Genomic DNA, 20,194 nt, shown 5'->3' with positions numbered 1-20,194 from the left:
AATAATGCTTGCAAAACTAATACCATTAGTTAAAATAAAACTAATGGTATTAGTTTGTTTAGAGGAGCGTGTGTGGATGAGGATTCTTCAGCGTGAGTATTTAAGGCAATTAACGTTTATGCCCAGAGTGTTTCCGGTGAATTGTTATCTGGTTGAAGAGGAGGAGAGTCTTACTTTAGTAGATGCCGCTCTTCCTTATAGTGCAGCCGGGATCATGCAGGCGATTAAGGATAGCGGCAAACCGCTGGCCCGAATCGTATTGACCCATGCCCATGATGACCATGTAGGGGCTTTGGATAAATTGAAGGCGAGCTTTCCTGAAGCAGAGGTTTGCATTTCTGACCGTGATGCACTGCTGCTTGCGGGGGACCGGAGTCTACTGCCCAGCGAGCCGCAGACGCCGATCCGGGGCGGGGTACCCAAATCCGTTAAGACCCGGGCGGATCATCTCGTTCGCGAAGGAGACAGCATTGGCTCCCTGCAGGTTATTGCTGCTCCCGGCCACACGCCGGGTTCAATCTCGCTGCTCGACACGAGAACAGGAACACTGCTCGTCGGCGATGCCTTCCACACAAGAGGAGGGCTTACGGTGTCGGGGCATCTGCGTTTGAGCTTTCCATTCCCGGCGCTGGCTACGTGGAATAAAGAGGCCGCAGTCGCAAGTGCGATCAAGCTGGCGGAGTATCGGCCCACTCTGATTAGTGCAGGGCATGGAGAAATGCTAAACGACCCGGACAGGGCGATACAGGCAGCAATAATGGCGGCGAGACGCCAACTGGAGCGAGATAATTAGAATTTATGAGGAGTGTTCATCATGCCCCCAAGACCAGGTCTTGATACCGATACAGTACTGATGGCCGCGGTGGAGATTGCCGACCAGCAGGGCGTTCAGGCCGTAACGATCGCTTCGGTCGCAGCCGCCCTCAGAGTTCGTTCTCCATCGCTATACAACCATATCCGCGGGCTCGAAGAGCTGAAAGCCCTGCTTGCGCTATATGCCCTGGAACAGCTCTACAACAGTGTCAGCGAAGCGGTAGACGGGCTGGCGGGGAAAGAGGGGCTTGGACGTTTTGCCCATGCCTATATCGGCTTTGCCCGCCTGCATCCCGGATTGTACGAGAGCGCCCAGCTCGTGCCGCAAGGGATGAATCGAGAGGAGATCGGACAGGCGAAGGAACGCGTTGTCGATCTTGTGCTGCAGCTTCTAAAGCCTTACGGGCTTCCGCAGGAGGATGCTCTGCATGCGGTTCGCGGGCTGCGGAGTCTGATTCATGGCTTCGCCGCGCTGCAGAAACTAGGCGGCTTCGGCCTGCCGCTGTCCGTAGAGGAGAGCCTGGACTTTAATTTGCGGGTTTTTCTCAAGGGACTGGTGCAATAATTTTGGTTAGGATACAGTGGGTCTGGTTAAATATTACACAAGAGAACAAAAATAATCCCCGCAAGGAAGGAGCCTCCCTGCGGGGTGAATTTGCCCACGACCAGGTGGGCGACATATGACTATTATGTGCAGAACACAGGTGCAGCATGACACCTGCAGATTAAAATTCCTAATAATACGAAAGAGGAGCCTAGGCTCCTCTTCTGACTCAATACACGTAGAACGTGTGAGTTTATCCACGACGAGGTGGATGACATAATAAAACTCTACGGACAAATCACTTGTTAATATATTAACCTTTTACCAGCCACATGTCAATCTTTTTCGATCATTTTTTTGCCCGCAAAGCGCCCCACTAAAAACCCAGCGTCCATTTCAGCCGGTTTTCCAGGCGGTTCATGTCCTCTTCATCCAAATTACCGAGGTGCTCCTTTAAGCGTATTTTGCTGACAGACGTAGCTTCCTCCGTTTTGGCGGCGGAATCGAAGGCGAGGAAGTCATATTTGCTTTTGAACAGAAAGTAATGACTCTGAAAACGCGGAATCGGTTTGCCTTCCTTCGTCAAAATTGGTTGGCCGGTTTTCGGACTAGTTCGCGTTTTTAAATTTTTGGTCAGCGGTACGACGATGACATTGCCAGACGTAGAGTTTACCGTATTGTTCGATACGACGACGACAGGCCGCTCTTCGTTTTGCTCGCAACCGATATTTTCTCCAAAATTACAGAAATGCACTGCACCGCGGGTCATTCTTCGTCTCATTTGCACTTTCTCATGCTCAATCCAGTATTGTGACATTTCGATTTTGACAGGTTTCCAGGCATTGATTTGTTCCTCTTTCAATTTTTGCAGTGCTCTGACCCTGGCGTTGGGCTGGGATGCGGGGCTATTCACAGAATGATGGTTGTTTTCCTGCTCGTTTCTCATACGTTCTCTCCTCCAAGCCTTGGGAATAGACATATTGTAGAATTACACACGTTTGCCCTTATCCTAAACAAATATTGTAAAAATTTTTAATAAAGATTGAATCGGAAGAAAATCAACTTAAAACCGGGGAGTAGGATTGTTGACAAATAAATTTGACCGTATGATACTTTAGGCAGGCATGAACTATGAACATAAGAGGAAGTCAGAAATAGAGGTGAACCAAGAATGGCCAAGAGAAGAGATTCGAAGCCTTCAGCTGCTTCCACCGGAGATAAGCCCGCGACGCTTAAAGATCTGCTTGGGGCGGATACGATCAGCAAGCTTAAAGAACAGGCCGCGAACCTGAAGCAGGAGGAAGAGGAGCGCAAGGCTGCAGCTAGACAGCAGGCTGAAGAGGCTCGCAAGGCGGAGCAGAAAAAATTGGAGAGCAATTTTGAGTATTTGCTGAATAACAGTGATATGGATTGGCATAAATACAAATAAGCTCAGATTGGCGCAAATCTGGTAATGAAGGTGGATGAGGGGTTCATTTATGAGTAAATTCAATAGAGACTATTTGATTACTATGGACGATATCGTGAGAGAGGGAAATGACATTCTTCGGGTGGTAACCGAGCCTGTTAGCATTCCGCCGACGGAAGAAGATCAAGAAGAGATGGCAGCGATGCTGCAATTTTTGAAGAACAGTCAGGACCCCGAATTGTCCAAAAAATACAAGCTTCGGGCCGGCGTTGGACTATCAGCTAACCAGATTGGCCTCAATAAACGGATGTTCGCGGCTTATCTTACCGATGATCACGGACAATCCCGGGAATACGCCCTCTATAATCCGAAAATCATCAGCCATTCCGAGGCGATGATCTATTTGCCGGAGAGCGAGGGCTGCTTGTCCGTCGACCGCAGCGTGCAGGGATTCGTACCGCGCTACGAGAAGGTGCAAATCAAGGCCTATGACGGAAATGGCAATGAGCTGAAGCTAAGGCTCAAAGGCTTCGACGCGATCGTCATGCAGCATGAAATCGATCATTTGAACGGGATCATGTTCTATGATCATATCAATAAAGAGCATCCTTATAAGCTGCCGAGCGGCGTGCCTATAGCGAGCTTGTATTAGAATTTGCTTCAGCATTTAACGAAGGCTAACCCGGAATAGGGTTGGCCTTTTACGTATTTTATTACTTTTACTGCAGCAGGACGATCAAAATCGGCAGAGTAATGAAAGAGGCGATCGTCGTCCACAGTACGCATTTGGATACCGTCTGCGGCGAGGCACCGAATTTCTCGGCGAGTGCGGAAGCATTCACTGCTGCAGGCATGCAGGCGAGGATGAACAGTACGGCGAACAGCACGCCGTCGATTTGCAGCAGCCAAAGGGCGAGCAGCGCGACTGCAGGCGACAGCAGCATCCGGATAGCGATGCCGGATCGGAAGGCCCGTTTGGAGCCCGAATTCATCGGCACGCCGGCTACGCCGACCATTTGTGCGCCGAGGATGGCGAGCACGACGGGCGAATAAGCGGCCGCAGCCATCGTGATGCCCTGGGCGATGCCGAAGGGCAGTGAAAATCCGGTAACCCTAAGCAAAATGGCGGCAGCCGCTGCATATATGGACGGCAAGGTAAATACCGATTTCACCGCTTGTTTTATGGAAAAATTGGAGCGTGCCGCTAAATACACACCTATCGTATTGACGATGATCATTTGGCCGATGACGTAGACGGAGGCCTTGTCCAGCCCAAGCTGGCCGAATGCGAGCAAAACGAGGGGCAATCCGTAGTTTACACTGTTCGTAAACGTCGCAACGAGGGTGAGCCCCGCTTTTTCGTCGGACGGAAGCTTTAGAAGCCTGCCTGCCGCGGCGGCGACCAGCCAGAGCAGAATAAGATTCAATAGAGAGAAGCCAAGCGTTTGATAAATGTCCTGATATGAAATATCCGCTTTAGCCAGCGTCTCCAGGATCAAGGCTGGGTTCAGGAAATACAGGTAGAGTGTGACCAGCGGCCTGGTATCGAGCTTCTGAAATCGTTTGAGCAGTGCCCCGGAAATGACGGGAATCGAGATCGGCACGATGACTTGCAGCATGGTGTTTAGGACAGAATACAGCATCAATAATCTCCCTTCAGCCGACTAGCACGGCTATATAGACTCTAGCAAAAATTCCGCCAGTGGTCTAAGAAAAAATAATAAATATGTGCGAAGCGAGAACTTTTTCATCCGCTATCCCGTTACAGTAGCAGAAGCCAACCGCGCGGGGTTATTCATTACATTACCGTTATGAAATGAGGAAATTTAGGCATGATCAAAATCAATCATTTGTATAAAATGTACCGGAAGGGCCACATGGCGCTGGATGACGTCAATTTGACGATCGGCGAAGGCATGGTCGGCCTTCTCGGGCCTAATGGCGCAGGCAAAACCTCGCTGATGCGCATCCTGGCTACATTAATCCGTCCCAGTTCGGGAGATGCATTGATTCATGGAGTTTCACTGAAGAACGCGGAGGACATCCGGAAGATGATCGGGTATTTGCCGCAGCAGTTTCAAGTGTACCCTCAACTGACTGGCGCGGAATTTTTGGATTATGTCGCCGTAATGAAGGGAATGAGTGATCCCCGCAAGCGCAAAGCGGAAATTTCCCGCCTGCTGGAGGAGGTCAACCTTGCGGAGAAGGGAAATAAGCGCATTCGCACTTATTCCGGCGGTATGAAGAGGCGCCTTGGAATCGCCCAAGCGCTGCTTGGCTCCCCCCAAGTGCTGATCGTGGACGAGCCGACCGCCGGATTGGACCCGGAGGAGCGCGTGCGCTTCCGCAATCTGCTTACGCGGTTCAGCTTAGGCCGGATCGTGCTGCTGTCCACGCATATCGTTGCGGACATTGAGAGCAATTGCCGGCAGATCGCCGTGCTTGATCAAGGGGAAGTCCGCTTTTCCGGGGATTTGGCGCGCCTGCAGGCCGCCGGCGAAGGCAAGGTGTGGGAAGGGATCGTTGAAGAAGGCTTGTTTACCGAACTGGATCCGATGTCCATTGTATCCACCCGGCGAACGGATGACGGACTGCTCTGCCGGATCATCGCCGATGCTCCCCCTAAGGATATGGAAGCGTCCGTAGTTCGGCCTACCCTGGAGGATGGCTATTTGGCGCTGCTAAGGTCCTCTCAGGAGGAAGGAGCGGAGCAGCGATGATGAAATGGAAGCGGCAATTTGCGCTGGAGTGGAATCATATCTTTCGCAATCCTTGGCTAGTGGGACTGCCGGCTCTTTACGGGGTACTGTTTACATGGTTTCTATCGGCGGTCTCGCCGCTGAACAATCTTTTTATTGAGGCCTATGGCTTTCATGCCCTGGTTCATACGCTTACGCTAGGCATAGTGATGCTACTGGGCATTCTGGCTATTCGACGCGATATTAGGCGGCCCGCTTACGAGTGGAATGCGGGGCTGCCTCTGTCCTACGGTATGCGGATCACGGCGAAATTTGCTGCAGCCATGGCGTATTTAACCTTGTTTTCCCTGCTGGCGGCCGGTTTGTTTGTCGCCTTCTCCTATGGCAGGGGGATCGAATCTGCGGTCAACATCTCGCATGGCGTTTATTTCTTTTTATCTTATGAGATCTCGTATGTCGTGACGCTGGCGCTGGCTATGCTTCTTGCGGTATGCCTGCCGAATCGCGTTGTCTATTTGATTAGCTTTTGTGCCTGGATGTTCGGGACGTTTTTCATGCAGCTATTTATTGTAGAAAGGTACAATTTATATATACTGCGCATTTTTCACTTGAGCGAGCTGTTTGTTGATGGGACACGGGGATATGAATTATGGGGTTATGGGACTGATATAGATGAACTCATAAGATCGGGGCTGTTCGTCTTGGCATTCGCGGCGCTGCTGTTGACGGCTGCTGTGACGATTCTTAACCTGCTGCGTCCGACCAAGCATGGAGCGCGTATGTGGTTCACCGCCGGTTTATCTGTACTGCTCGCCTGTGCAGCTTTTGCCCCCTACGGTTTATTGTGGCAAGACAGGTATAGCAGCTATAACGATAAAGTCAATGACGATACCATTCTGGAAATCGCTAATTTGTGGGATGAAGATGAAGAAACGGAGATGTTTGAGGTTGCGAATTATGACCTTGTGCTGGAGAGAGCGGAAAATGACGTAATATTCGGCACGGCCCGGCTGGAGATTCCGGGTTCGGCCCTTTTATCTCAAAGCAAGGAAGGAGTAACGCTGACCCTCAACCGACTCTTTAGCGTTAGCGAAGTGAAGGTGAACGATGATCCTGTGTCTTTTATCCGGCTAGGTGATTTGCTATCGTTGCCCTGGAGCGATGCGCCGGAACAGCGGGAGAGCGTAAGCCTGGAGATCCGCTATTCGGGAAAGGTTGCGGAAGACAACGGAAAGGGCCTATTCCAGGCTGTTGTCCAGCGGGACAATGTGCTGCTGCCGAGGGATTTTGTCTGGTATCCGTTTCCTGGCACGCGGCATGTCTATGTGAAGGAGAATTGGTCCAACACGCTGCAGCTCGGTTCGGTGTTTAAGGAAATGCCTTTTCCGGCTGCCGAATACCGGCTGACGGTCAAAGGCTTCGATTCGAAGCTCTATACAAGCTTGCCGGAGCTCGAGCCGCAGGCAAATAGCGATAAGCCGTATGGCGCTGACTTCAAAATGCAGGTGTTTCAAGGGCTCGGCAAGGACGGTATTAGCATATTCGGCGGGCCGTTCGTTGAGGTTAGCGTTCCAACGCTGCCAAGCCGGATCATTACGACACAGAACAGCAGGGCGTTAGCAGAGCATGTACTGCAGGAATGGAGCGGATATTACCGTTACTTTGCCTCATGGGTAACGGATTTTACACCCAAAATTCATCAGGCCGGCTATTTTGTGACCAAGCAGATGCTGAACGAAAGAAACGAGAACGGAATGTACTCGATTTTTGCAAGCTACAGCGAGGATAACGGCTTTGCTGGTTTGCTGATGACCGAAATGCTGCTTGGTACGCGAAAGGGCTCTTTTCAAATCGAGAATACGAGGGAGGACATCCGGCTGCCTCTGCGCAGCTTGATGTGGTACGTTTATTATAGAGAAGCCGAGGGGCTCAGTCACAAGGACATAGAGAATGGGATGGCCGATTTTCGCATGCTTGGCGCGCTGTTCCATTCTGATACTAATAAGGATCCCGACAATTTGGGCGGCCGCATGGCTGAAGAGGTAGGCAAGGCGATCGATGCGGGAAAAATCAGCCAAGTGAAGGAAATACTGAATTATTTCTATACTCAGGGGATGGAAATACCGCTGGAGGACCCGGATGGCCCGGTTCAAGCGAGCCCGGTTCCTTACGAATCCTGGGAGCGGGAGTGGGGGAGGGTGATGGGGCATGAAAGCGGAGCTTAAGGCGCTGGGCAGTCAGGTGCGGCTTGATTTGAGCATTGGTAAACAGCCGCTGTTCCTACTCACGCTGCTCATTTATTTCACTTACTGGGCAGCCATCTGGCTGGCCGATCCATACCGTCCTCAGACTGTATATTATTATGCGGAAATGGGCATGTTCCCGATCGTTATTATGCTCACCGTCCTGTTATTCGAGCGGGAAATCGGCGGGGGAAGCATGGAGATCATCGCCACCTATCCCGTATCCCTCCGGCTTATGGCCGTCAGGAAGTGGATACTCTCCCTGGTGCTCTCCGCTTTGGCGGGCGTGGGCTGGATGGCTATGTACCGGATGAAATTCGGCGGAATCGAGAGCGTCATGTATCCTTGGGACGGGGGAGAGGCCGTATCCCGGCAGGCAGGGTACCTGCCGCTTCTGCTGCAGACGCTGCCGGCCTATATGCTGCTTGCTTCCGTGACGGTGCTGGGCATCACCTGGTTCCAGAAGCTATACGGCGGTTTAATGATTGCCTTTGCCCTATGGATGCTTGATACGGTGAGTGCAGGACGCATTCTTGGAGGCTTTACGCTGTATACGGCGTATTTGATGGAAGGCTCCTCATTTATAGCTAATCGCGTTATTTTACTAGTTCTTGCAAGCTTCTTATTGCTGCTGGCTGGAGGAATCATGGGCAGCCGGGAACGCTGGATCGGCAGAGAAGAGGAGTAGAGTTATAGAGCGGGATAATCCTATTGTTTATCGCAAAAAAAGAGAGAGAGAGGGGGGGGAAGCCATGATTTCCGATCAGCAATTAACGGAGAGGGTAGCCCTAGGGGAACAGGAGGCTTTCGAGCTTCTTGTCACCCGTTATCACGGGCCTTTGCTGAATTACGTGACCCAGCAGTTGAAGGACCGCGGGAAAGCCGAGGATATCGTTCAGGAAACGTTCATCCGGCTCATTCGCCACCTGCGGCAGCATGGAGGGATGGAGCAGCTGCGGGCGTGGCTCTACAAAGTGGCGCTGAATTTATGCCGGGATTATTGGCGCAGCGCCGCCTTTCGCTCGGAGCATACCGCTGCTGAGGACATTCCGGATAATGCCGATCCTGCCCCCGGTGCCGAGGAGATGCTGGAAAGGCAGGAAATGTCCAAGCAGATTGCAGCTACCTTGGAATATTTGCCGGATATTCAGCAGGAAGTGGTCAGGATGCGCTTCTTCCATGATTTGAAGCTGCAGGAAATCGCGGAGTTGAAGGAAATCCCCCTTAGCTCCGTTAAATCGCATTTATACGGAGCTTTGCGAAAGCTGAAGCGCTTGTTGCTCAAAGGCTCCGAGCCGGATATAACATCCCCGCATGCGGGGGGCCGAAGCCGAAGGAATAAGGAGAAGGAGGTGCAGCTTCATGAATCACTTTATCGATGAAGAGCTGGAAATGCTGGAGCAAGAGCTGCGGGAGCCACTGCGGCGCGCGATAGCTCCCCCGCCGTCCCCGGCGGAGACCGCGGAGCTGATTCGCAAGCTGCAGCCGGAATTTGACGCGATTAAGGCGGATCATGCCTCGGAATCGCTTCAGTTCAATGAGCAGGTGGAAGCTCCAACTTTGAGGATGCTGCTGCGGAGCCAATTCCGCTTGAATCGCAAATCGCTAATCATGTCCAGTACAGCGGTATTTCTAATGTTGATTCTTCTCGTCGATCCAGTTCAGCCGGTCATGTCCATTGGAGTTCTGCCGTCTTCTTTGTTTCCGGTTATCACGCCGCTCATGCTAATCGCATCCATGCTGTTCAGCTACCGGACCTGGGATTCCGGAATGCGTTCGATCGAGAGCATTACTCCTTATCCTCCGGCACTTGTTATGTACAGCCGGATGTTGATGGTCATCGCCTTGATCGTCGTGTGGGCTTTCATGAGCTCGCTGGTCGTCAGCGTACGCATATTCCAAGCCGGCGAATTTGTCCTGCCGCTGGGGCCTTTTCTGCTGCAATGGCTCGGCATTACGCTGCTGACAAGCGGGGCGGCCATGTATGTTCTCTTCCGCAAAGGAATTTATTACGCGCTGGCCAGCGCCGTGGCCGTATATGTTCTGTGGTTCATTTATATTGATAATTCCCATTCCTACATTTTGCGGATCGAGTACCGGGCGGTGATCGACAGCCTGCTGTTGGCTGCAGGAGTCATGCTGCTGCTTCGCTCTTATTACCGCAGCCGCAAAGTGAAATTCGAGGTAAGCGCAGGTGCAGGCCATGATATCCATTGACTATGTTCGGCAGCCTGTTGGTACGTTTGCGCTGGAGATTGAACAGCTGCGGTTGTATCCGGGGTTGACGCTGCTCGTCGGTCCTAACGGGGCCGGAAAGTCGACGCTGCTCAAGCTGCTGGCTACGGTGGACAAACCGAGAAAGGGCAGGATCGCTTATCAAGGCCGGGAAGCGGCCGATCACCTGCCGCTCGTCCGCAGCCAGATTGGTTACGTTCCTTCGGACATCGAGCTGTATGAGGAAATGACGACGCATAAATTGCTTATGTATCTTGCCGAGCTGAAGGGAGTGTTCCAAACCGAGCTGGTCGAACGCCTGATTCGTGATTTTCGGCTGGAAACGTACCGCAATACCCGGATCAAGCGGCTATCGATCGGCGTGCAGAGAAGGATCGCCATCGTTCAGTCGCTGCTGGCTCAGCCGAAATTCCTCTTCCTTGACGAGCCGCTTAACGCGTTGGATTCAGGGGAGCGGAAAATGGCCATTGCCTATTTGACACGCTATGCGCTGGGGCGGATCGTCGTAGCTGCTGTTCATGAATTGAATGAGTGGGAGGCGGCGGCGAATCGCATAGTATGGCTTGAGAACGGCGGGATTCGCTTTGAGGGCGGCGCCGCGGAATGGAAGTGGGACCTTCCTTCGAAGGTATGGGAGGGAACGGTGACAAGCGAGCAGATGCGTCTGTTCCCCGAGCAGCGGGTTATTTTTATGAGGGAGACGGAGGCGGGGCTTTTCGTACGGGTTGTCGCGGAACACGAACCTTTTCCCGGCCTGGCTGAGGTGCTGCCGTCCATGGAGGATGCCTATTTCATCCGCAAATTTTCTGTGAATTCCCGGAGCAGATAACTGTCCACATGTGTATAACCCTAATCTGGCGGGAATCATGGGTGCCAACGGGGCGATAATGTGAATATGTTGAGGGTTGCTGCCCCGTTCTTCGGAAGTTTATGAACAGTATGCACATTTCCATGCACATATGAACAAATTAGCCGCGGTTTTCAGCTGTCGGCTTATTTGTTGTCCACAGCGGATCAAGAAGTTGAATAATTCAGAGGAAATTTATCGGATTTGGTATTTTCAAACGCTTCATTATGTGAGAGAATATGAAAAACAATGACATCCGTTTTGGGATATGCAAATTTAAAGGAGGATTTAACTATGTCTGAAGAGCGTCAACTCGGTCTTGAAACACTTGCGGTTCATGCAGGTCAGGAAATTGATCCTACTACTTATTCGCGCGCAGTACCGCTGTATCAAACAACATCCTATGGCTTCCGCGATACGGAGCATGCGGCCAATTTGTTCGGTTTGAAGGAATTCGGCAACATTTATTCCCGTATCATGAACCCGACGAACGATGTGTTTGAGAAAAGAATCGCGGCGCTCGAAGGCGGCGTTGGCGCACTTGCCACGAGTTCCGGGCAGGCAGCGATTACGTTCTCGATTCTGAATATCGCAGGTGCGGGGGATGAAATAGTCTCGTCCTCAACCTTGTACGGCGGAACGTATAACCTGTTCTCCACTACGCTTGCCAAACTGGGAATCAAAGTGACTTTCGTGGATTCGTCCAATCCGGAAAATTTCCGCGCGGCGATCACCGACAAGACCAAAGCCCTGTTTGCGGAGACGATCGGCAACCCGAAGGGGGATGTCCTCGATATTGAAGCGGTAGCTGCGATTGCTCATGAGAACGGCATTCCGCTTATTGTAGACAACACCTTCCCGAGCCCGTACCTGCTGCAGCCGATTAAACACGGGGCGGACATCGTCGTTCATTCTGCAACGAAGTTCATCGGCGGACATGGGACCTCCATTGGCGGCGTCATCGTCGACGGCGGAAAATTCGACTGGAAGGCTAGCGGCAAATTCCCGGGGCTGACCGAGCCGGATCCGAGCTACAACGGCGTTGTCTATACGGAAGCGCTTGGACCGCTGGCTTACATTATTAAAGCCCGCGTTCAGTTGCAGCGCGACCTGGGCGCATCCTTGGCTCCATTTAACGCTTGGCTGCTTCTTCAGGGTCTGGAGACGCTTCATCTGCGCGTAGAGCGCCATAGCGAGAACGCACTTAAGGTGGCGAAGCATTTGGAAGCACATCCGAATGTCGAGTGGGTCAGCTATGCTGGACTTCCTAGCCACGAATCTTATGCGCTCGCACAGAAATATCTGCCGAAGGGTCAAGGCGCGATTCTGACCTTCGAGATCAAGGGTGGCGTAGATGCAGGCCGCAAGCTGATCGAAAGCGTGAAACTGTTCTCGCATTTGGCCAACGTCGGCGATTCCAAATCCTTGATCATCCATCCGGCAAGCACGACGCATCTGCAGCTGTCTCCGGCGGAGCAACTGTCAGCAGGCGTTACGCCCGGACTCATTCGCTTGTCGATCGGTACGGAGTCGATCGAGGACATCCTTTATGACCTGGAACAAGCGATCGCAGCCAGCCAGGCCTAATTATTATTTGTTCATATCCCGTGAGAGATAGGCGAGTTTGAACGCTGCTCCCGAAGGTTTGTCATCAAACCTAGGGGGCAGCTTTTTTAATTGGACAATAGCACCATTTATGAATTCGGTGATTACTGGTGGCGGAAGTGGTGGTGGTGATCGGCTGTGGTAGCTGCGATGGCTGCAGGGGCAGTGAATGTAATAGGTGTAGTGGCTAAAGAGGCTAACCGACTGCAATGACTGCAATAACTGCAATGACAGTAATGACAGTAATGGTTGCAATAACTGCAATAACTGTAATGACTGTAATGACTGTAATAACTGTAATAACCACAATGACCACAATTACTATAGTGACTTTAGGTAGCTTTACGGGTTAAGTAGCTGAAATAGTTGAACTAGCTATGGTGTTGATGACGATGGTTTAGTAATCATAGTGACAGGGGGTGTAGTACAGTGGTGAACACGGATATACGCATACTAACTGCATTTGTTGCAGTTAAAATGAGGCTTCTACACGCTGAGGCGTAACTAACTGTATTTCATACAGTTAAATTAGACGATTACGGGTTACGAAGGTGAAAAGGGACATTTTAGATGTAGGAAATACATTTAAATTGCAAAATTACCCTGAATGAAGACTAAATAGATGTAAGAAATACAGTTAGTCTCAATTAAAATCTACCTCAGAGCTAAAATTCCCCCACCACCAACATCACTCACCACCAACATCACTCATCACCAACATCACCCACCAACTAACTCTCCCACCAGCTAAAATTCACCTAGTCAAACTATCTTACAAACCATCCCCCTCAAGCCAAACTCACCCACCTGCCTAATCTCTCCAACAACTAAAACCTCCCAACAACTATCAAAATGAGGGAGAGAGACAATGGGCCGTCGATTTCGATGATTATGTCTACTCACCTATTTACACAAAGCGCAGAAAGGTTTAAAATGAACATAAAGTTTCACTAAGGAAAAATTATTGTTCTTATGCAAAAAATGATTATCGTTCTCAATTACATGCTGCTCCGGGATTTTCCCGGGGCAGCATGTGCCATTTTAAGGGCATTAACAATAGTATTCATTCTCAATTAGATCCACATAAGGGAGGAGATTTACATGCAAGCAATACACAAAAGAATGAGCACAATCCAGCAATCCGCGTCCGCAAATTCGCCGGATCCGAGAAGACGGCGCCGTCAGTCGCTGCTTCACATGCTGAAGCATCGGGAGATTATTATTGCGCTGGGCAGCGGACTGCTTATGCTGACGGCGTGGGGGGTAGGGTCTTTCTCGCAGACGATATCTGTGCTGCTCTACATTGCCGCTTATTTTACGGGAGGATTCCTGAAGGCCAAAGAAGGGCTTGAGACGCTATTCAAGGAACGGGACTTGGATGTGAATCTGCTCATGATCGCCGCGGCGCTGGGGGCTGCCTCCATCGGCTACTGGAATGAAGGCGCGATGCTCATCTTCATTTTCGCTTTGAGCGGCGCGCTGGAGTCCTTTGCCAGCGAACGCAGCCATAAGGATATTTCCGAGCTGATTTCTTTAAAGCCGGAGACCGCGGTGAAGGTGGGCCAGGACGGCATGAAGATCGTCCCTGTGGAACAGTTGGCGATCGGCGACCTGCTGCTTGTGAAGCCGGGCGAGGTGATTCCCGCGGACGGATTGGTGCGAAGCGGAGGCTCGGCCGTTAACCAAGCTACCATTACCGGGGAATCGATCCCGGTTGATAAGGCGCTGGGCGACAGCGTATATGCCGGAACATTGAACGGAGAAGGAGCTCTGTATGTTGAAGTAACGAGCCCGGCTGAAGGAACCCTCTTTGCCAAAATTATCGCACTGGTCGAGCAGGCGCAGAATGAGACGCCGGAATCCCAGCGCTTCATCAAGCGGCTGGAAGGCATTTATGCCAAGACGATCGTGGCAGCGACAGCAGCGCTTATCCTGCTAGCTCCGTTGATGCTCGGTTGGAGCTGGTCGTTTACTTTTTATAAAGCGATGGTCTTTCTCGTTGTTGCTTCGCCATGTGCCCTGGTCTCCTCCGTTATGCCGGCCATGCTCTCGGCCATGTCTAAGAGCGCCAGAAAGGGCGTGCTCTTTAAGGGAGGGGCACATATGGATAATTTGGGCAATACGAAGGTGGTGGCCTTTGACAAAACGGGTACGCTAACGGCCGGGCAGCCGGTCGTGACCGAATTGTTTGTGGCAGAGGGCTATGATCGTTTGGATGTTCTGGCGGCCTGTGCTTCTGCCGAAAGCCTGTCCGAGCATCCACTTGCCAAGGCTATCGTAAGCAAAGCTGTCAGCGAAGGCTTGCAGCTGCAAGAGGCCGTGGATATGAGAGCCATTACTGGCTGGGGTATCGAGGCCAAGGTGGACGGCCGGATGTGGCGAATCGGCAAGGCGGATGAGCAGGATGCTGCCATGCCGGCCGCATTGATGGAACGGCTGAAAACATTGGCAGCAGAGGGCAACACTGTTTCGCTGATTATGAAGGACAGTGATTATGTGGGCCTTGTTGCGCTGCAGGACGTCATTCGCCCTCAGGCGGTCGCCGCGATTTCCAAGCTGCGTGAAATGGGAATTGCCACGGTTATGCTAACGGGCGACCGCAGCGGGACGGCGGAGGCCATTGCGAGAGCGGCTGGCGTGGATCAGGTATTCGGCGATTTGCTGCCGGAGGATAAGGTGAATCATGTCAGAAGCCTGCGGGCAAAGCACGGACATATCGTCATGGTCGGCGACGGCGTTAATGATGCTCCGGCCCTTGCCGCCGCTACTGTTGGCATGGCCATGGGCACGGGCGGAACGGGAGCTGCGCTGGAGGTCGCGGATGTCGTGCTGATGAACGACAATTTGGAGATGGTTGCGGAGACGGTGGCGCTGGCTCGCCGTGCTCGCAGAATCGTGAAGCAAAATCTCATTTTTGCCGCTGCCGTCATTCTGACGCTAATCGTAGGCAACTTTGTTCAAGGCATCTCGCTTCCGCTCGGTGTAGTCGGGCATGAGGGAAGCACGCTTCTCGTCATATTGAATGGGCTGCGCCTACTTCGTTGAAGCAGGCCGTCTCCTTCCCGGATTCCCGGATTCATGAATCCTTCATGCAAACTTCACTGAACGCGGCTACCGCAAATGTTGACCTTAATTAATGATTGCAAGATAATAAAGGTAAGGTACTAACAATATGAATAAATAGGTTTGCAGTACTCGTGATAAATTGCCTTGAAGGAGGATGTTATATTATGTATAAATCTATTATTATCGGAACGGGCCCGGCGGGGCTGACAGCTGCGATTTACCTGGCCCGAGCGAATTTGAAGCCGCTCGTTATTGAAGGACCCCAGCCTGGCGGCCAACTGACGACAACGACGGACGTAGAGAACTTTCCTGGTTTTCCGGAAGGAATCATGGGGCCTGAGCTGATGGATAACATGCGCAAGCAGGCAGAGCGATTTGGCGCTGAATTCCGTATGGGATGGGTGAACTCGGTGGATATGAGCAGCCGTCCATTCAAGCTTCAAGTGGAAGGCATCGGGGAATTGGTATCCGAGACCCTGGTTATTTCGACGGGAGCGACAGCTAAATATCTCGGGATTCCGGGCGAGCAGGACAATGTGGGCCGCGGCGTGAGCACCTGTGCAACCTGCGACGGTTTTTTCTTCCGCGGGAAGGAAATCATCGTCATTGGCGGCGGAGACTCCGCACTGGAAGAAGCGGGCTTCTTGACGAGGTTCGCCTCCAAGGTAACGCTGGTTCATCGTCGTGACGAACTGCGCGGCTCGAAGATTATGCAGGACCGTGTGCGCGCCAATGATAAGGTGGAATGGGCGCTGAACCGCACGCCGATTGAAGTTCTGACGAACGATGTGGGCGTAACCGGCCTTAAAGTGCGCAATAACGCGACCGGAGAAGAGGAAATTATCCCGGCCAGCGGCGTATTCGTAGCCATTGGGCACCATCCGAATACGGGCTTCCTGGGCGGTCAGATTGATACGGACGAGAACGGTTATATCGTGGTGAAGCCGGGAACATCCGAGACGAACGTACCGGGCGTGTTCGCTTGCGGCGACGTTCAGGATACCCGTTACCGCCAGGCTATTACGGCTGCGGGAAGCGGCTGTATGGCAGCGATCGACAGCGAGAAATTCATAGAAAGCCTAGAGCATGAGGCAGCAACTGCGACGAAATAATCGATAAATAGATAGATAGATAGATAACCCGGGTAGGGAAATAGGAGAAATCATATGAGTCAAGTTATCGTATATACGAGCACGAATTGTCCGAACTGCCATCGGGTCAAGAGCTATCTTGCGGAGCAGGGCGTAACTTACGAGGAGCGCAACGTGCAGAGAAACAAGGAGTTCTCTCAGCAGGTATTGGATATGGGGATACAAGTCGTTCCGGTAACGGTCATTGGCGAGCAGCGCATTCTTGGATTGAACAAAATCCAGCTCGACAAGGCGCTGGCAGAGCAAGCTTTGCTTCGGGCTTGAACTTGAAGCAACACGTCGAATATGTCGAATCGATTATAATGAAGAACAAGAAGAGGAGAACGGATTGCCCGTTCTCCTCTTATATTCCATAGATGCGAAGACGATGTTGTAAGTTTTGTCAGACAAACAAGCCGACAACAAGCTGAAATACGATATAGCTGGCGATTCCGCTGCCGATCAGGATGAGCCCGCTCTTCTTCCGTCCTTGGAACAGGCGCAGCAAACCCAAGCTGCCTAATGGGGCAATGATCAGGATGAAAAACATCACAGTAATAAAAAGTTCAACGGAAATGTCCGATATATTTACTATAGTCATATATTTGTCTCTCCGTTTCTAATATGGCTGATTGCGCAATGATATTTATCACATTATTAGCATGTTTTATATTATACCTAAACTGCTATCCATTTAAAAGGAAATCGTATAGGGAAATAAGGCATTTTAGCGTCTTTTTTGTTTGGCTGGTAACGGGCTGCAGGCAGGGGTATGAGACGGAGGATTCGACAAAACTAGAAGCCCTTTTCATTTTAGGTTATGTTACAATGAGCTTGAACTAACGGGAATTGTATATTTTATGCAGAAGGGTTGGGAGATGATGAAGCAGCAAATCGCAAAACGATGGATTACGGCTGGGATCGCAAGTGCTATTGTGTTTGGTGCCGTACCGCCGGGCGTCGGTTATAGCGAAGCATACGCGAAGTCGGAGATAGCTGCAGAGAACGTAGCCGTAACCACTTCAAAGGAGCTTCAATCCACACTAGCCGAGCTTATGGGAGCTAGGCAAACGACCATCACTTTGAAATATCAGGGCGCGACTAGCAATCTGAAGGATATTTTGAAGGAAGCCGTGAACGGGGCGCTGGAGAGCGATCCTTACACCAAGTATGTCGTTGACCGTTATACATATTCTTGGAAAGGAACCTCCGGTTCGGCCAAGATCACTTTCCAAATATACTACCGGGAGACGGCGGAGCAGTCGGCCTACGTTGACGAACGGGTAAAGGCGATTCTGAAAGAAATTCTGAAGCCAGGCATGAATGATCATCAGAAAATTAAAGTGATTCACGATTATGTCGTGTTGAATATGAAATATGATGAAAATTTGCAGAAATACACCGCATATGAAGGCTTGAAGACAGGCGAAGCGGTATGCCAGGGATATACGCTGTTAACATATAAGCTCCTGCAGCAGGCGGGAATCAACAATCGAATCGTCGAAGGCAGCGCGGGCGGCCAGCTGCACGCCTGGAACCTCGTATATTTGGGGGGACAATGGTACCATCTCGACACGACGTGGGATGATCCTGCCCCGGACATGCCGGGTGTCGTTAAATACGGCTATTACATGCGGACGGACGAGCAGATGAGAAAGACGCACACCTGGAATAACGTATATCCGGCCGCCAAGCAATCCTATCGTCAGACGCTCGGATCGCTGATCGCTGCAGGCGGCCAGGCGGCTGCGGGGCTACAGGAGCTGGAAAACCAGCTGGAATATACGCTGTATCGTCCGGATGCTGCCCTCAGCACGGCCCAAGGAGTTCAGACTCGGGTCAAGCAGGCGGTCGCCAGCAAACAGCAGACCGTAACGATCCGATATGCCGGTTCGGAGCGGCAGCTTGTCGATCATTTGGGAAGCCTGTATGAACTTGAGCTTGGCCTTAAGAATATCTCTTATTTGGCTGAGCCGCTGGAAGGAACCAATGATTTGCGGGTCGAGATTCATTGGGAGAATAAATGAGATAGATAGGCATTTTTGAGTTCATATATTTATATAAAAAAAGGAGCTGTTCCCAAGTAGGGCAATCTACTTTGGGGCAGCTCCTTTTTACACGTATAGACGGATTATTATTTTCTTGCCGGCGGCTCCAGCTCGCACTCCTGCAAGGGAATGACTTTGGTGCGTTTCGTCCATTTGTACCCGAGCCAGATGCTCAGGAACAAGGGAACACTGATATACGACACGACGACGCCGTACCAATCGATCCGCCCACCGGTGAAGGCCGACAGATTTTGCCCCAGGATGACAACGATACAGAGCACAAAAGCAAAGATCGGACCAAACGGGAACCATTTTGCCTTATAGGGAAGATCGTTCAAGTCTTTGCCTTGGGCAACATAGGCCCGCCGGAAGCGGTAATGGCTAATAGCGATGCCGAGCCAGGTAATAAATCCGCACATGCCCGAGGCGTTAAGCAGCCACGTATACACGATTCCGTCTCCGAATAGGGAGGCCAGGAAGGCGGTCATTCCGACTAGCGTCGTCAGCAGCAGCGCATTGATCGGCAGTCCCCGGCGGCTGAGCCGGGCGAGGAACTTCGGTGCTTTGCCCCGCTTGGCCAGCGAGTACAGAACGCGGGAGGACGCATACATACCGGAATTGCCCGCTGACAGAACCGAAGAGAGAATGACCGCATTCATCACCGAGGCAGCAAAAGCCAATCCGGCTTTCTCGAAGACGAGCGTAAATGGGCTGACGCCGATGCTCTCGATGCCATCCTTCAGCAAATTGGGATTTGTGTAAGGAATGAGCAAGCTGATGACGAAGATCGCCAAAATATAAAAAATAAGGATGCGCCAAAATACTTGACGGATCGCACGGGGAACATGTTCCCGCGGATTGTCGCTTTCGCCGGCGGCGACGCCGACCATTTCCGTTCCCTGGAAGGAGAAGCCTGCGGCCATAAATACGCCGAGGAAGGCGAAGAATCCGCCGTGGAACGGCGCGTCGCCGATCGTGAAATTCTTGAAGCCGACCGCTTCGCCGCCGATGATGCCGAATATCATCAGCACGCCGATCGCCAAAAATATAATGACTACCGCTACCTTAATGGTGGCAAACCAATACTCCGATTCGCCGTATCCTTTAACAGATAATAAATTGAGACCCAGAATGAGCGCAAGGAACAGAACGCTCCACAATAGGGATGAGCTGTCCGGAAACCAGTATTTAATAATCAGCGTTGCAGCCGACAGCTCGGCGGCAATCGTTATGGCCCAGTTGTACCAGAAATTCCAGCCCATGGCGAAGCCCAGGGACGGATCGACGAAGCGCGAGGCGTAAGTCTCGAACGAGCCCGAGTCCGGCATATACGTAGCCAGCTCGCCCAGGCTCGTCATAAGGAAATAAACCATAATTCCGACGGCAACGTAAGCAAGAAGGGCACCGCCGGGGCCTGCCGAAGCAATCGCTCCTCCACTGGCGAGAAATAATCCTGTCCCAATTGACCCGCCGAGGGCGATCATCGTCATATGGCGGGCTTTGAGTCCTCGATTTAACTGATTTGTCGTTGTTTTGTTGCTGCCCATAATCCGTAT

20 protein-coding genes are annotated in these 20,194 nt (G+C 51.6%); 16 read left to right on the top strand and 4 right to left on the bottom strand.

What is annotated here, in order from left to right:
- Positions 1-76 precede the first annotated feature (76 nt).
- Positions 77-793, top strand: a complete 717-nt coding sequence (locus tag ACYUJT_RS21115) for an MBL fold metallo-hydrolase (protein WP_460325979.1) — start codon at positions 77-79, stop codon at positions 791-793.
- Positions 794-814: 21 nt separating this feature from the next.
- On the top strand, positions 815-1,378 hold the full coding sequence (locus ACYUJT_RS21110; protein ID WP_460325977.1) for a TetR/AcrR family transcriptional regulator: 564 nt from the start codon (positions 815-817) through the stop codon (positions 1,376-1,378).
- A 355-nt stretch (positions 1,379-1,733) separates the two neighbouring features.
- On the opposite strand, the gene ACYUJT_RS21105 is transcribed toward ACYUJT_RS21110, so the two are convergent.
- Positions 1,734-2,303 carry a type II toxin-antitoxin system PemK/MazF family toxin gene (locus ACYUJT_RS21105; protein ID WP_460325975.1) on the bottom strand — a complete coding sequence of 190 codons (570 nt, stop codon included), beginning with the start codon at positions 2,301-2,303 and terminating at the stop codon, positions 1,734-1,736.
- A 225-nt stretch (positions 2,304-2,528) separates the two neighbouring features.
- Here ACYUJT_RS21105 and ACYUJT_RS21100 point away from each other — a divergent pair, with 225 nt between their 5' ends.
- Both ACYUJT_RS21100 and def read left to right on the top strand, forming a co-directional pair.
- Positions 2,529-2,786, top strand: a complete 258-nt coding sequence (locus tag ACYUJT_RS21100) for a YqkE family protein (protein WP_460325973.1) — start codon at positions 2,529-2,531, stop codon at positions 2,784-2,786.
- A gap of 49 nt (positions 2,787-2,835) precedes the next feature.
- Positions 2,836-3,417 (top strand): peptide deformylase, encoded by a 582-nt coding sequence (def, locus tag ACYUJT_RS21095; protein WP_460325971.1) that lies wholly within the window; start codon positions 2,836-2,838, stop codon positions 3,415-3,417.
- A 67-nt stretch (positions 3,418-3,484) separates the two neighbouring features.
- On the opposite strand, the gene ACYUJT_RS21090 is transcribed toward def, so the two are convergent.
- Positions 3,485-4,408: an AEC family transporter gene (locus ACYUJT_RS21090; RefSeq protein ID WP_460325969.1), complete on the bottom strand. Its 924-nt coding sequence runs from the start codon at positions 4,406-4,408 to the stop codon at positions 3,485-3,487.
- 189 nt (positions 4,409-4,597) lie between these two features.
- On the opposite strand from ACYUJT_RS21090, the gene ACYUJT_RS21085 reads away from it, so the two are divergent.
- The 11 genes from ACYUJT_RS21085 (at position 4,598) to ACYUJT_RS21035 (ending at position 16,875) form a co-directional block, all read left to right on the top strand.
- The gene (locus tag ACYUJT_RS21085) at positions 4,598-5,485 is read left to right on the top strand and encodes an ABC transporter ATP-binding protein (protein WP_460325967.1); all 888 of its coding nucleotides are present in this window, start codon (positions 4,598-4,600) and stop codon (positions 5,483-5,485) included.
- Positions 5,482-7,689 (top strand): ABC transporter permease, encoded by a 2,208-nt coding sequence (locus ACYUJT_RS21080; protein ID WP_460325965.1) that lies wholly within the window; start codon positions 5,482-5,484, stop codon positions 7,687-7,689. Before ACYUJT_RS21085 ends, ACYUJT_RS21080 begins: the two co-directional genes overlap by 4 nt.
- Positions 7,673-8,395, top strand: a complete 723-nt coding sequence (locus tag ACYUJT_RS21075) for a hypothetical protein (RefSeq protein ID WP_460325963.1) — start codon at positions 7,673-7,675, stop codon at positions 8,393-8,395. Before ACYUJT_RS21080 ends, ACYUJT_RS21075 begins: the two co-directional genes overlap by 17 nt.
- 64 nt (positions 8,396-8,459) lie before the next feature.
- A complete protein-coding gene (locus ACYUJT_RS21070; protein ID WP_460325961.1) occupies positions 8,460-9,089 on the top strand; it encodes an RNA polymerase sigma factor in 630 nt (209 codons plus the stop codon).
- A complete protein-coding gene (locus ACYUJT_RS21065) occupies positions 9,070-9,924 on the top strand; it encodes a hypothetical protein (RefSeq protein WP_460325959.1) in 855 nt (284 codons plus the stop codon). Before ACYUJT_RS21070 ends, ACYUJT_RS21065 begins: the two co-directional genes overlap by 20 nt.
- Positions 9,911-10,771: an ATP-binding cassette domain-containing protein gene (locus tag ACYUJT_RS21060; protein ID WP_460325957.1), complete on the top strand. Its 861-nt coding sequence runs from the start codon at positions 9,911-9,913 to the stop codon at positions 10,769-10,771. The genes ACYUJT_RS21065 and ACYUJT_RS21060 overlap by 14 nt, the downstream gene beginning before the upstream one ends.
- A gap of 312 nt (positions 10,772-11,083) precedes the next feature.
- Positions 11,084-12,376, top strand: a complete 1,293-nt coding sequence (locus tag ACYUJT_RS21055) for a homocysteine synthase (RefSeq protein WP_460325955.1) — start codon at positions 11,084-11,086, stop codon at positions 12,374-12,376.
- A gap of 227 nt (positions 12,377-12,603) precedes the next feature.
- Positions 12,604-12,747, top strand: coding sequence for a hypothetical protein (locus ACYUJT_RS21050; RefSeq protein WP_460325953.1), 144 nt, complete (start codon positions 12,604-12,606; stop codon positions 12,745-12,747).
- A 748-nt stretch (positions 12,748-13,495) separates the two neighbouring features.
- A complete protein-coding gene (locus tag ACYUJT_RS21045; RefSeq protein WP_460325951.1) occupies positions 13,496-15,439 on the top strand; it encodes a heavy metal translocating P-type ATPase in 1,944 nt (647 codons plus the stop codon).
- A 185-nt stretch (positions 15,440-15,624) separates the two neighbouring features.
- A complete protein-coding gene (gene trxB / locus ACYUJT_RS21040; RefSeq protein ID WP_460325948.1) occupies positions 15,625-16,572 on the top strand; it encodes a thioredoxin-disulfide reductase in 948 nt (315 codons plus the stop codon).
- A gap of 54 nt (positions 16,573-16,626) precedes the next feature.
- Positions 16,627-16,875 carry a glutaredoxin family protein gene (locus tag ACYUJT_RS21035; RefSeq protein WP_460325946.1) on the top strand — a complete coding sequence of 83 codons (249 nt, stop codon included), beginning with the start codon at positions 16,627-16,629 and terminating at the stop codon, positions 16,873-16,875.
- 118 nt (positions 16,876-16,993) lie between these two features.
- On the opposite strand, the gene ACYUJT_RS21030 is transcribed toward ACYUJT_RS21035, so the two are convergent.
- Positions 16,994-17,191 (bottom strand): hypothetical protein, encoded by a 198-nt coding sequence (locus tag ACYUJT_RS21030; RefSeq protein ID WP_460325944.1) that lies wholly within the window; start codon positions 17,189-17,191, stop codon positions 16,994-16,996.
- 259 nt (positions 17,192-17,450) lie between these two features.
- Here ACYUJT_RS21030 and ACYUJT_RS21025 point away from each other — a divergent pair, with 259 nt between their 5' ends.
- Positions 17,451-18,617 carry a transglutaminase domain-containing protein gene (locus ACYUJT_RS21025; RefSeq protein ID WP_460325942.1) on the top strand — a complete coding sequence of 389 codons (1,167 nt, stop codon included), beginning with the start codon at positions 17,451-17,453 and terminating at the stop codon, positions 18,615-18,617.
- 107 nt (positions 18,618-18,724) lie between these two features.
- Here ACYUJT_RS21025 and ACYUJT_RS21020 read toward each other — a convergent pair whose 3' ends face one another.
- Positions 18,725-20,185, bottom strand: coding sequence for an amino acid permease (locus tag ACYUJT_RS21020; RefSeq protein ID WP_460325940.1), 1,461 nt, complete (start codon positions 20,183-20,185; stop codon positions 18,725-18,727).
- Between the last annotated feature and the right edge of the window lie 9 nt (positions 20,186-20,194).

Source organism: Paenibacillus sp. YSY-4.3 (genome assembly GCF_054767475.1).
This window is presented reverse-complemented; position numbering and strand designations above follow the sequence as displayed.

Coding starts and splice junctions, on each gene's coding strand:
- ACYUJT_RS21115 (WP_460325979.1), top strand. CDS start 77: ATGAGGATTCTTCAGCGTGAGTATTTAAGGCAATTAACGTTTATGCCC.
- ACYUJT_RS21110 (WP_460325977.1), top strand. CDS start 815: ATGCCCCCAAGACCAGGTCTTGATACCGATACAGTACTGATGGCCGCG.
- ACYUJT_RS21105 (WP_460325975.1), bottom strand. CDS start 2,303: ATGAGAAACGAGCAGGAAAACAACCATCATTCTGTGAATAGCCCCGCA.
- ACYUJT_RS21100 (WP_460325973.1), top strand. CDS start 2,529: ATGGCCAAGAGAAGAGATTCGAAGCCTTCAGCTGCTTCCACCGGAGAT.
- def (WP_460325971.1), top strand. CDS start 2,836: ATGAGTAAATTCAATAGAGACTATTTGATTACTATGGACGATATCGTG.
- ACYUJT_RS21090 (WP_460325969.1), bottom strand. CDS start 4,408: ATGCTGTATTCTGTCCTAAACACCATGCTGCAAGTCATCGTGCCGATC.
- ACYUJT_RS21085 (WP_460325967.1), top strand. CDS start 4,598: ATGATCAAAATCAATCATTTGTATAAAATGTACCGGAAGGGCCACATG.
- ACYUJT_RS21080 (WP_460325965.1), top strand. CDS start 5,482: ATGATGAAATGGAAGCGGCAATTTGCGCTGGAGTGGAATCATATCTTT.
- ACYUJT_RS21075 (WP_460325963.1), top strand. CDS start 7,673: ATGAAAGCGGAGCTTAAGGCGCTGGGCAGTCAGGTGCGGCTTGATTTG.
- ACYUJT_RS21070 (WP_460325961.1), top strand. CDS start 8,460: ATGATTTCCGATCAGCAATTAACGGAGAGGGTAGCCCTAGGGGAACAG.
- ACYUJT_RS21065 (WP_460325959.1), top strand. CDS start 9,070: ATGAATCACTTTATCGATGAAGAGCTGGAAATGCTGGAGCAAGAGCTG.
- ACYUJT_RS21060 (WP_460325957.1), top strand. CDS start 9,911: ATGATATCCATTGACTATGTTCGGCAGCCTGTTGGTACGTTTGCGCTG.
- ACYUJT_RS21055 (WP_460325955.1), top strand. CDS start 11,084: ATGTCTGAAGAGCGTCAACTCGGTCTTGAAACACTTGCGGTTCATGCA.
- ACYUJT_RS21050 (WP_460325953.1), top strand. CDS start 12,604: ATGACTGCAATAACTGCAATGACAGTAATGACAGTAATGGTTGCAATA.
- ACYUJT_RS21045 (WP_460325951.1), top strand. CDS start 13,496: ATGCAAGCAATACACAAAAGAATGAGCACAATCCAGCAATCCGCGTCC.
- trxB (WP_460325948.1), top strand. CDS start 15,625: ATGTATAAATCTATTATTATCGGAACGGGCCCGGCGGGGCTGACAGCT.
- ACYUJT_RS21035 (WP_460325946.1), top strand. CDS start 16,627: ATGAGTCAAGTTATCGTATATACGAGCACGAATTGTCCGAACTGCCAT.
- ACYUJT_RS21030 (WP_460325944.1), bottom strand. CDS start 17,191: ATGACTATAGTAAATATATCGGACATTTCCGTTGAACTTTTTATTACT.
- ACYUJT_RS21025 (WP_460325942.1), top strand. CDS start 17,451: ATGCAGAAGGGTTGGGAGATGATGAAGCAGCAAATCGCAAAACGATGG.
- ACYUJT_RS21020 (WP_460325940.1), bottom strand. CDS start 20,185: ATGGGCAGCAACAAAACAACGACAAATCAGTTAAATCGAGGACTCAAA.